This is a genomic window from Actinoplanes sp. NPDC051343 (assembly GCF_044455125.1).
Classification (GTDB): domain Bacteria; phylum Actinomycetota; class Actinomycetes; order Mycobacteriales; family Micromonosporaceae; genus Actinoplanes.
Map to the genome: position 1 here is coordinate 1 of NZ_JBITEL010000039.1, position 12,353 is coordinate 12,353.

Annotated in this window: 3 protein-coding genes and 2 pseudogenes; 4 read left to right on the forward strand and 1 reads right to left on the reverse strand. The window is 65.6% G+C overall.

The annotated features are described in order from the left end of the window. Positions 1-178: 178 nt before the first annotated feature. The 4 genes and pseudogenes from ACIA5C_RS48375 to ACIA5C_RS48390 all read left to right on the forward strand — a co-directional run bounded on the left by ACIA5C_RS48375 (position 179) and on the right by ACIA5C_RS48390 (position 11,700). Complete coding sequence (locus ACIA5C_RS48375) at positions 179-1,195, forward strand: tyrosine-type recombinase/integrase (RefSeq protein ID WP_396068127.1); 1,017 nt, start codon at positions 179-181, stop codon at positions 1,193-1,195. After that, a pseudogene (locus ACIA5C_RS48380) lies at positions 1,128-9,779 on the forward strand (DUF6262 family protein); the annotation flags it as partial. The gene ACIA5C_RS48375 and the pseudogene ACIA5C_RS48380, both read left to right, overlap by 68 nt. Before the next feature lie 152 nt (positions 9,780-9,931). Further along, a complete protein-coding gene (locus ACIA5C_RS48385) occupies positions 9,932-11,224 on the forward strand; it encodes a polymorphic toxin-type HINT domain-containing protein (protein ID WP_396068123.1) in 1,293 nt (430 codons plus the stop codon). Between the two features lie 17 nt (positions 11,225-11,241). Then, positions 11,242-11,700 (forward strand): hypothetical protein, encoded by a 459-nt coding sequence (locus ACIA5C_RS48390; RefSeq protein WP_396068125.1) that lies wholly within the window; start codon positions 11,242-11,244, stop codon positions 11,698-11,700. Between the two features lie 472 nt (positions 11,701-12,172). Here ACIA5C_RS48390 and ACIA5C_RS48395 read toward each other — a convergent pair. Then, a pseudogene (locus tag ACIA5C_RS48395) lies at positions 12,173-12,256 on the reverse strand (IS5/IS1182 family transposase); the annotation flags it as partial. Between the last annotated feature and the right edge of the window lie 97 nt (positions 12,257-12,353).

The following is a 12,353-nucleotide window of genomic DNA, read 5'->3' on the forward strand; positions in this document are numbered from 1 at the left end:
CTCGGAGCCCTGGCCCTGCACTACCCCGACCGCATCGGCCCCTACATCAACTAACAAACCACAAGATCACTTACACAAAAATCTTGACAGGCTCCGGCGGCTCGAAACAGGCACTGCAGCAGGTCAACACCGTTGCCAGCGTCCTCGAACTGCTACAGCTGAAAACGTCGTGACCGAAATGCCTACACCGGTCTATCTCCGCCGCCGCGAGAACGCGATCGACCGGGCGAAGCAGCCCCGGCCCTATCCCGAGGACGTCATCGAACGGGTCGACAAACTCGTCCTCGCCGACCCGCAGGCCCCGCCGACCGTCCGCTGCATGACCTTGTTGCTGCGCTGGGGCTGCCCGCGCGTCGGCGAACTGGTCACGATCCCGTTCGACTGCCTGAAGCACAACGGCAGCGGCGGCCACTGGATCGAGTACTGGCAGAGCAAGACCAGCGCCTGGCGGCGCTTCCCCATCCCCGATGACCTCGCCATCGCCATTCGCGCCCAACAAGATCAGGTTCGCGCGGACTACCCTGCAGACCACGAAATCCTCTTCCCGTCGCCGGCGCGCTCCAACATCGGCTCCGGCGTTGCCCGCGGCTGGTCCCCGGGCGGCTTCCGAGACGCCGTCAAGGATCTGTTCACCAAACACGGCATCACCCATTCCACCATGACCGGCGAGAAGATCACCGGCGGAGAGATCCACCGCTACCGGCACACCGTGGGCACCGCGCTGCTCAACAATGACTGGACCCAAGCCGAGGTCCAGGAGTTCTTCGGTCACGCCACGCCGATCATGACCAGCCACTACGCCCAGATCTCGCAAAGCACGCTGACGAAGAAGGCCAAGGCCTTTCACGAGGCGCAGGAAAAGAGCCGCGCCAAAAGCGGCTTGGGGCAGCCCACCGACCCGACCGTTGAGCGACTCCGCGCCAAGTTCACTGCGGTCCTCTCCAACGGCTATTGCCAACTACCTACGGGCAAGAACTGCGACTTCCGCCCAAACCCGTGCCTGGAATGCACATTCTTCGATCCCGGTGGCGACGAAACCGCAGCCGTCCACGCCGGGCACCGAAAGCGACTCATTCTGCTGATCAACGACCAGCGCTCCGCAGGCGACCAGGCCGGCCTGGCGCTCAATGAACCCGTTCTCGCCGCTCTCGACCGACGCGTTGCGATACCCGAGGGCCCGGACAGTGCCTCCTGACCACGCGCCCACACGCACAGCACGCATCGAGCGTCTCGCCCACGCAACTGCGAAGAGAACCGCTGACGCCGAGGCCCGCGCCCGGCGCGCCATCATCCGACTCGAGCAACAGAACAAGCCGATCACCATCGCATCGATCGCTGCCGCCGCCGGCGTGTCGACGAGCTACCTCTACGCCCACCCAGCCCTCCGCAACGCGATCCGGAACCATCCCTTGTCGGGCCGCTCGCCCTCGCCCCGTCCGCGAGAAGAGCAGGCGACCGCCGCGTCGCTACGCACCAAGTTGCAGGTCGTCAAAGAACGTCTGCGCGAGGTTGAAACGCAACTGGGTCAAGCCCTCGCCGAGAACGAGAACCTCCGTGGAGAACTCGTTGATCTCACGGACCTGACGTTTCTCAACAACTGGTCATACGGCGTTGAGCCGGACTACGGCTTCGCGGTGTACGGGGCCACCGGCGCGCTGACCTGGCGTAAGTACGACTCCGACGTTTTCCAAGGGGTCAGCCCATACCTGTCGATCACCTACGTCGACCACGCGCCGCAGGTGAACACCCAGTATCCGCCGAACGGGTACGAGGCGCCGACGTTGACGCCGGAACTGATGGCCGGCGCGACCAAGCCGTCCGACAGTACGAGCACCGTCGCGCTCACTTACGACTTCAAGGTCTACAACGATGCCGGGACGGTCGTGGTGGACTCCGGGGCGCTGGCCAAGGGCGACTATGTCGTTCCGGTAGGGAAGCTGAAGTGGGGGACGACCTACTACTGGACGGTCACCGTCAGTGACGGCACCCTCGCGTCGGTGCCGAAGCCGTTGCAGGCGTTGACGCCCACAGTGCCCCAGCCGGTAATCACCTCGTCGCTGTCGCAGGACGGCAACGAGCACGGCTTCGATCAGGCGACCGGCAACTACACCCTCGAGGAAACTGACGCCCAAGTCGCCACCGTGGGTCCGTCGCTGGACGTGGTACGCGACTACAACTCGCGCGACCCCCGCACGACCGGTGCGTTCGGTGCGGCGTGGTCGTCGGTGTTCGATGCGCAGGCGGTGGAGCAGAAAAACGCCGTCGGCGCGGTGACGTCGGTGACGGTCACGTATCCGGACGGGTCGCAGGTCGGGTTCGGCAAGAACAGCGACGGCACGTTCTCCCCGCCGCCGGGCCGGTACGCCACCCTGCGGACCGCGACGACCGGGTACACGCTGACCGACAAGAACGACACGGTCTACACCTTCGGCACGTCGCTGACCGCCGGCGTGTACGGGATCAGTTCGGTGGCTGACGCGAGCGCACGGGCCGTGACTTTCACCCGGACCGGCGGTCTGGTCACCGCGATCACTTCGGCGGTGTCCGGCCGGGCGCTGCACCTGGCATGGTCGACGGCGACTTCCACCACGTCGGCACACGTCACGGCGGTGACCACCGATCCGGCGAAGACCGGTGACTCCTCGACGGCGGAGACCTGGAAGTACTTCTATTCAGGCGATCGTCTGACCGAGGTCTGCGACCCGGAACACGCCGGGTGCACCAACGTCGCCAGCGATGTCGCGACCCGATACAACTACGCCGACGGTTCCCAGTACGGCTCCGCGGTACTCGACGCCGATGCCCACTCGTACTGGCCCCTGTCGGAGACCAGCGGGCCGACCGCGGCGAGTTCCGTGCTGATCAACGAGGGTAACGACGCCGCCACGTACAACAACGTGACGCTCGGCGCGCCGGGCCCGTCCGCCTCGAGCCCGGTGACTGCGGCGTCGTTCGACGGCTCGTCGTCATCGCTGCAACTGCCGAGCAATCTGGTCGCGACCGCGAGTTTCCAGACGTTCGGGATGTGGTTCAAGACCACCAGCCCGGAAGTTCTGCTGTCCTACCAGGCCGCCGCGGTCACCGGGGGCGCTACCACCCCGGGTAACTACACCCCGGCGATGTACGTCGGCAGCTCCGGCAAGCTGTACGCGGAGTTCTGGAACGGCTCGGGAGCCACGCCGATCGCCACGCCCGCGTCAGTCGCCGACGGCAAGTGGCACTATGCGTTGCTGTCAGGGGCCGGCGACACGCAGTCGCTTTATCTGGACGGTGCGCAGGTCGGTACCCCTCTGGCAGGAACGATCGCCCCGGTGGTCGGCGGCACGCTTAACGAATACGTGGGTGCCGGGTATTGGGGTGGCGGCTGGCCGGACCAGCCGCACCATTCGAGCACCGACAACACCGGGTATGCCTCGTTCTTCACCGGGTCGATCGCCGACGTGCAGTTCTATACCCAGCCGCTGGTCGCGTCCGATGTCAAGGGGCTCTACTACGCCGCGACCGCGAACGGCCACCTCAACGCGGCCGGTTTGCGCGTGGCCGCGGCGTCGCTGCTCACCAAGGTAACCCTCCCGTCCGGCAAGGTCCATTCCGCCGTGACGTACGACCCGGCGACCGCCCGGGTGACCCAGGTCGTCGACGAGAACGGCGGCTCCTGGACGCTGGGCGCGCCAACGGTGTCGGGCACGTCGGAGGTGTACCGGTCGGCGGTGATGGGCTCCGGTGTCGCAAGCTACTACCGCCTCGGCGACTACGCCGGAGCGGCGAGCGCCTACTCCGAGACGAACTTCGGCTACGGCAGCTACAACAACGTCACGCTGGGTGTGCCGGGGCCGTTCGCCGACCGTACGGCCGCGTCGTTCGACGGCACCTCCTCGTCTGTGTCGATGCCGGCGAGCGAGGCCGTCAAGACGGGCCCGAACAGCGTCGAGTTGTGGTTCACCATGCCAGCCGGCAGCACCGACGGCGGCGTGTTGTTCGGTGAGATGGGCGTGCCGCTGACCAGCAGCAATCCGCAGGCCGGGGCGTGGGATCCGGCGTTGTACGTCGGTACGGACGGCCGGTTGCACGGCGAGTTGTGGATGGGCAATGCCACCAAGGCAATGGCGTCGGGGGCGCTGGTCAACGACGGCAAATGGCACCACGCCGTGATCGCGGCGGGCACCAATACCCAGACGCTGTATCTGGACGGCAACGCGGTCGCCACGCTCGCCGGCGCGCTGGTCGACCAGAACAGCAGCAACGTCTACATCGGCGCCGGCGAGTCCGACGGCGGCTGGCCGTTCCACCCGACCAACACGCTGGGCTATTTTCAGGGCTCGATCGGCGAGGTCGGGTTCTACCGGTCGCAGTTGAGCGCCGCGCAGGTCGCCGCGCACTATGCGGCGTACGGCGCGGGTGCCGCGCACGCGTCGCCAACGCAGATCAACACTATGGTAGACCCGGCCGGGAAGACCGAGACGTACAAGTACGACGCGAACCACGGCGATCGGCTGATCTCGCAGACCGACGGCACCGGCGCGACGACCACGTACGGCTACGACACGTCGGGTTTCCCGTACACGATGACCGACCCCAACGGCGACGTCACCACCACCGCCCACGACGTGCGGGGCAACGTCGTGTCACAAACTACCTGCCAGGACCGCGAAGACCAGGCCTGCTCGACGGACTACTACACCTACTGGCCGGACGACACCACAGCGATCCTGACCACGGCCGACGCACGCAACGACCTGGTGACCTCCGCCCGCGACGGCCGCTCGGCGTCGGCCACCGACCCGACCTACGCGACGACCTACACCTACGACACCGCGGGCAACCGGATCTCCACGACCACACCGCCGGTGCCAGGCTCCCCGAGCGGGCGCACGACCACCCAGACGTACTCGGATGGCACCACCGCGTTCCCGGCCGCCGACTCCGGCAACGTGCCGGCCGGCCTGCCGATGACGACAGTGTCGCCGGGCGGCGCCACCACGCGGAGCGCGTACTTCCACAACGGCGACGTGGCGTCAACGACCGACGCCAACGGCCTGGTCACCCTGTACGGCTACGACAACCTCGGCCAGCTCACCACCAAGACCGTCAACCCGGGTGGCCCGGTCGGCTGGTGGAAACTCAACCAGACCTCAGGCACCACGGTCGCCGACTCGGCCGGTGTCGGCAACGGCGCCACGGCGAGCAACGTGACGTGGTCCGGCGGCGTCGGGGTGTTCAACGGCACCACCAGCCAGATCGTGACTGCGGGGCCGGTGCTGAACACCGCTACCAGCTTCACGATGTCGGCCTGGGCAAACCTGTCGAAAATCCCCACCGGCAACCAGGTCGTCCTGGCACAGAAGGGCGCGAACAACACCGCCGCCGAGCTCACCTATTCGCCCGACACCGGGTCGTGGAAGTTTCAGACCAGCAGCGCCGACGTGACCGGCGGCTATGTCGTGGCAACCGCATCGGCGCCCACAGCACCGGCCGTGTCGACGTGGTATCACCTGGCCGGCACGTATGACGCATTGACGAGGAAGCTGACGCTGTACGTCAACGGCACGGCGGTGGCCACCACGACGGCGACCGGGACATGGACTGGTACGAAAAATCTGACGATCGGCTCAAGCGGCGGCGGTAACTTCTTCCCCGGATCTATCGCCAACGTGCAGGTCTACCAGCGTGCCCTGTCGGCAACCGAGGTCGTCACCCTGAACAGCGCCGGCTACGCGGGCAGCGCGGCGGCCACGACGTCGCCGAACGGCCTGGTCACCACGGCGCAGTACGACCGGCTCGGGCAAGTGATCTCCGAGACCGACCCGACAGTGACCAACCGCGTTACCGGCGCCGCGCACACCGCCACCGCCACCAGCGTCTACGACCCCGACGGGAACGTCACCAGCAAAACCGTCGCCGACTCCGCAGCCGGCGGTGACGCCTCGCGGACGGTCAGCAACACCTACAACCAGTACGGCCAGTTGGCCACCACGACCGACGCCCGCGGCAACGTCACCAGCAAGACGTACGACCCGTCGGGCAACGTGGCCACCGAGACCAGCGCCAACGGCGACGTCACCGCCTACACCTACGACGCCGACAACCGGATGCTGACGCAGTCGCTGAGCAACTACACCGGCGACCCGGCCAACCCCGTCAGCCCGCACAACCAGCTGCAGGTCACCAACGTCTACGACCAGGCCGGCCGGCTCTGGGTGCAATACGACGCGATGAACAACGCTACCGAATACCGTTACACCGACAACGGCCTGGTGGCGAGCAAGACCCGGGAGCGATTCGACAGCAACGACAATGTCATCGCCTCCTACCTGCTCGAGGGCGACACCTACGACCCGGCCGGGAACCTGACCCGCAAACTCACCGGCAACTACGCGACCGTCACCACCAGCACCTACGACGCGGCCAGCCGGCCGACCAAGACGGTGCTGGACCCGACCGGCGTCAACCGCACCACTACGATCGCGTACAGCCCGGACGACGGCGTCGCCACCCGCAACGAGACCGACGGTCAGGGCAACGATCGCACCACCTCCTACACCTACGATGCGATGGGCAACGAGCTCTCGTCCTCGGTCGGTCTCGACGGGACGGGTCACCCGAACGGCTGGTACCGGCTGAATCAGAGCCAAGGAACGGCGGTCACCGACGCATCCGGCACCGGCAACCAAGCCGTAGCCACCAGCGCCACCTGGACCGGCACCGGCGCGAAGTTCACCGGCACGGCCGGGCAGCAGATCGCCACGAACGGGCCGGTGCTGACCACGACTGCTCCGTACTCGATCTCCGCCTGGGTCAACCTGACCGCGGCACCGGCCGCGACCGAAGGCGTGGTCTCACAGGACGGCACCAACGCGTCGGCATTCTCCCTGCAGTACAACAACACCGACCACGGATGGGCGTTCGCGCAGGCCGCCTCCGACACCGCCGGCGCGGCGACCGTCCGGGCGCACACCAGCACGACTCCGACCGCCGGGACCTGGTACCACCTGGTCGGCACCTACGACTCCACGTCGGGCGCGCTCAAGCTCTACGTCAACGGGCAACCGTCCGGCACCGCGACCAACGCGGCGCCGTTCGCCGCCTCCCACGCCACCGTCATCGGCCGCGACAAAACCGGCGATCTGCTCAACGGCACGGTCTCCAACGTCCAGATCTACAACCGGGTGCTATCGGCCGCCGAGGTCACCACGCTCTACAACGCCGGGCAGACTGGCGGCACAGTCGCCTCGTCCAGCCAGAACACCACCAGCTGGGCGCGCGACATCCGCGGCCTGCCGGCGTCGGTGACTGACGCGGACGGCAACACCACTGACTACACCTACGACGAAGCCGGACAGCTGGTCGTCACCGTCGCACCGGCGGTGAGCGCCGAAACGTACGGCACGGCCGCGATCCAGGTACGGCCGGTGGCCACCGCCGGCTACGACACCTTCGGGGAACAAACCCACTCGGAAGACCCCGACGGCAACATCATCAACACCGTCTACGACGCCGAAGGCAACAAGGTCTCCCAGACCCTGCCGAACTACACCCCGCCCGGCTCCTCCCCCGCCATCTCGGCCACGACAGTGTGGGCGTACGACAAGCAAGGCCAGCTGCTCTCGCAGCAGGACCCGCTGAGCCACAGCACGACGTACACGTACGACCAGCTGGGTGACGTAGCCACTGAGACCGCGCCCGACGGGGGGTTGACCCACCACACCTATGACCTGATCGGCGAACAGCTGTCGGTCACCGACGCCACCGGGGCGCAAAGCCAGGCCACCTACGACGTACTCGGCCGGCAGGTCACCGGCACCACCCTGGAGCGGCACCCGTCCACGCAGACGCTGACCACGACCTACTCGTATGCCGCATCGGCCGGCAATCCCGGCGGCGCGAACCTGGCCTCGGTGACGAGCCCGGACGGCGCCACTGTCGGCTACACCTACGACTGGGCCGGTCAGAAGATCGCCACGACCGATCCGGCCGGCAACACCACCAGCTACAAGTACTCGTTCCTGGGCGACCCGGCCACCACGACCAACCCGGACGGCACTCGCACCGAGCTGCTGTACGACGCCAACCAGAAGGTCACCGACGCCACCACCTACGACCACACCGGCGCGGTGCTGACCCATGCGAAGAACCAGTACGACGCCGCCGGCAACCTGGTCTCCAGCACCGACCCGAACGGCAACACCAGCACCTTCACCTACGACAGCACCGGCGCCCTCACCCAGCAGATCCAGCCGGTCACGTCGACCTCGTCGATCACCACCAGCTTCGGCTACGACCCGGCCGGCAACCGCACCCGTTACACCGACGGGCGGGGCAACAACTGGTACACCACCTACAACAGCTGGGGCCTTAAGGCCACCGAGGTCGAGCCTTCTACGACCGCGTACAGCTTGTCGGCGAACTCCACCACCAGCTACGCCTACGACGCAGCCGGCCGGCTGAACACCCAGACGCTGCCGGGCGGGGTCACCCAGACCTTCGGCTACGACACCGTCGGCGACCTGACCAGCCAGCAAGGCTCCGGCGCCTCGGCCGCGACCGCGAACCGCAGCTTTACTTACGACAAAGACGGCCGCGTCCTGACCGCTGCCACATCGAACACCAGCGGCAGCGGCATCTCCAACGCCACCAGCGAATCATTCAGCTACAACGACCGCGGAGACCTGCTCACCGCCACCGGCTCGGCCGGGTCCACCACTGTGGGCTACAACGGCGACGGCCTCATCACCTCACGCGCCGACGCCTCCGGCACCACCACCTACGGCTACGACACCAACGACCAGCTCAAGACCGTCAACGACGCGCTGACCGGAACGACCCTGTCGTACTCCTACAACAACATGGACCAGGTCAAGTCGATCAACGAAGGCACCGGCGACATCCGGAACTTCGGCTACGACGACCTGCACCGGCTCACCAGCGATCAACTCAAAACCCCCGGCGGGGCCACGGTCTCGTCGATCAGCTACGGCTACGACCGCAACAGCAACCTCACCTCGAAGAACACGATCGGCTTCGGCGGCACGGTCAACAACACCTACACCTACGACCAGGCCGACCGGCTGCTGACCTGGAACAACGGCACCAACACCGTCAACTACGGCTACGACGCGGCCGGCAACCGCACCCAGGCCGGGGCGAAAACGTTCACCTACGACGCCCGGAACCAGCTCATGAGTGACGGCACCGTCGGCTACACCTACACCGCGGCCGGCGTCATGTCCGGCCACGGCACCACCACACTGACCTGTGACGCCTACGGGCAGCACTCCGCTGACGGCGCGATCCAATACACCTACGACGCCTCCGGCCGCATGGTCACCCGCGGCAACACCACCGGCAGCACATCCATGCAGTACTCCGGCACCGGCAACCTGCTGGCCGCCGACGGAGACTTCCTCTACTCGCATGACCCAGCCGGCGGAGCCCTCGGCCTACGCGCCGCGACCGGGACCGGGTCGTCGGCGAAGCTGGCACTGACCGACCAGCACGCCGACGTCGTGGCCACCTATTCGGCGACAGACAGCACACTGACCCAGACCGCCACCTTCGACCCGCTGGGAAACGTGCTCGGCTCACGCACGACCATCGGCAACCTCCGCTACCAATCCGAATACACCGACGGCGGCACCGGCAAAGTCAACATGGCGGCCCGCTGGTACGACCCCAGCATCGGCCAATTCACCAGCAAGGACACCTACCAGGTAAACCCGACACCGAACAGCGCGGCCGCGAACCCGTTCGCCTACGGCGGCGACGACCCGCTCATCCGTACCGACCCAGCGGGCACATGTACAACAGCTCCCTGGGCATCACCCCCGCCAAGCCGGCACCCAAACCCAAGCCGAAAACCAAACCGAAGCCGAAGCCCGTCAGCCACATGGCCCGCCCCGAGGATCGGCTGGACGGCGGCTATCCCGACGGGTACGTGGCGTTCCACAACACCACCAAAACGCAGACACAACACCTTGCAGACGCCCAAGCCGCAGCTGAAATCGCAGCCCTCAAGGGCACGGCAGTCATCGAAACCAACGATGACGGAACTCAGCACGTCTGCATCCTCGGTTTCTTCTGCCTGGACAACAAATCCGTCGTCAACCTAAAGGGATATGCCAAGGCGTACAACCAGGCCCTTGCCCGGCTCAAGGTGCAGTACGGCATCACCACATTCCGCGACGACGAATATCTGCGCGCGATGGTGGAGGCCTGCGACCCTCGAGATCTGGAGAAGGACGGAAAACAAAACTGGGTCTCATACTGCACATCTAAGACGGCCAATGACCTTGATGGGCTGTACGTCCCCGCAGCAGAGAAGGCCAGAGAGCAGGCAAGAGGATCTAAAGACTCCAGCCTGCCTGTCGTCGTCGGCGCCAGCGCCGAGGGCGGCACTAACCTTCTCTACGCGATCCTCTCCAACAAGTGTGACCTCAAAGACGTTATGAGGCCCACCGGCGGACGCAGAGACAGCTTCTCCGGAGACACTCCAGTACTCAACGCCGGAGGAACCACCAAACCGATCGAGAAGGTGAAGCCCGGAGATCGAGTAGAGGCGGAGGATCCAGCAACAGGTGCGCATTCGGAACGCACGGTCACCGCGAAACTGATCCACCGCGACCATGACCTAGCCGACCTCATCGTCGCCGATGCCAAGGGCGGACACCACACCGTACACACGACTGAGAGTCATCCTTTCTGGGACGTGAGCCGCGACCAGTGGGTCGAGGTAAGCCATCTCGCTGTCAACGACCGTTTGGCGAGCATCGACGGCGCCGATCCGACGGTGGTAGCCGTGGTGCCGCTGATCGGTGCGAACTTGATGTACAACCTCACCGTCGCCGACATCCACACGTACTATGTGCTCGCCGGCACCACACCCGTGCTCGTGCACAACACTGACGGGTGCGGACCGAGCCTCAGTATTGACAAGGGTCAGTTTGGCAAGAAGTGGGGTGACCATTCCAAGGACTATGGCTTCGAGGCGTCGAGTGCCGAGGGACGCGCCTGGTACCGGCAACGGATCGAAGACATTCATAATGGGCCACATGAGGTCCGAGTGGGTCGGATTAGTAAAGACGGACCGGATGATTTCATTATGTACAGGCAGGGGGACGACCTGCTGATAACGAAGAACGATGGAAGCTTCGTCAGCCTGTACCCTGGCGGAAACACAAGCGGCTGGTTTGCGGGCGCCACGCCCATGCCATGTGCGTGCGGTCGATAGGGCGACGATTCGCAGAGATGGAGGCAGGCGCGATGCTTGAAGAGCACCTGGACAACGTCCTGAGCAGCACGATTGCGCGGATTCGGCGTATCAACTATGTCGAACCGGCGGGACACTTCAACCCGACCGAAGGGCCAGTCGAGTTCACGTTCGACGGTGGATTCACTATCCGCCTTGAATCGGGTGCCGACGGTGAGTCGCTGCGAATTTCTGTCGACGAGTGGGTAGATCCGTTTGCTGAACCGCTCAGTGCGGAGAACCGGAAATTCATCGAAGCCTCCGGAAAACGGACTGCCTTTGATGTCTCGGAATTCGAAGGCTACAAGCTGCTTATCGGGCAGCGAGTGGAAAACTTCAGCTTAATTACTCGAATGAGCAAGATTGTCGGTGTCAGATTGGCTATCGGACCCGCCACCCTTGCCGCCGAGGTTGGCGCGGACGAGCTATTGGTACAGCTCCGTGTCGGGCATGGTTGAATGACCGAGCTGTGATGCAGATGCGCCGGAGGGCGTAGTGGTTCGCTGGGGTAGCGGTCACGGTTGATGTCAGAGGGCTATAAGTGCGCTTATGCACTTTAGGTAGATTGGGATAGTTTCATTGGGTTTCGGTAGCGGCTTGCTAGCGAGGTCGTTCGAGGATGTCGCTGATCGCGACGGGTTCGTCGCAGTGGGGGCAGGGGCCGCCGAGGTCGAGGCGGTGCAGGGGGTGTGGCAGTCGTGGCACCACTGTTGGCCGAGGTAGCGGGTGTCGCAGGTCGGGCATTGGGTAGACGGTGATGGCTCGCCGGCTGGTGGCCGGGGCGATGATGGTGGTGGCCGGCTGGGGCTGGGGGTGGTGGGCACGCCAGGCGGCTTGGCGGCAGGCGGGGGTGCAGTAGGTCTGGCGGCGGATCGGGGTGAACGGCTGCCGGCAGGTGGGGCAGGTCGCGGTCCGCGGTGGCGGGTTGTCGTTCACCCACCACGTGCGTGACTGCGAGGACGCGGGCCGGATCTCGTACTCGCGCACGAGCCGGCGGTGCAGCATCAGCGTGCCGAGGGAGCCTGTCAAGATTTTTGTGTAAGTGATCTTGTGGTTTGTTAGTTGATGTAGGGGCCGATGCGGTCGGGGTAGTGCAGGGCCAGGGCTCCGA

Bases quoted from the DNA above. Each gene is read 5' to 3' on its own strand.
- ACIA5C_RS48375 (WP_396068127.1), top strand. From the start codon at position 179: ATGCCTACACCGGTCTATCTCCGCCGCCGCGAGAACGCGATCGACCGG.
- ACIA5C_RS48390 (WP_396068125.1), top strand. From the start codon at position 11,242: ATGGAGGCAGGCGCGATGCTTGAAGAGCACCTGGACAACGTCCTGAGC.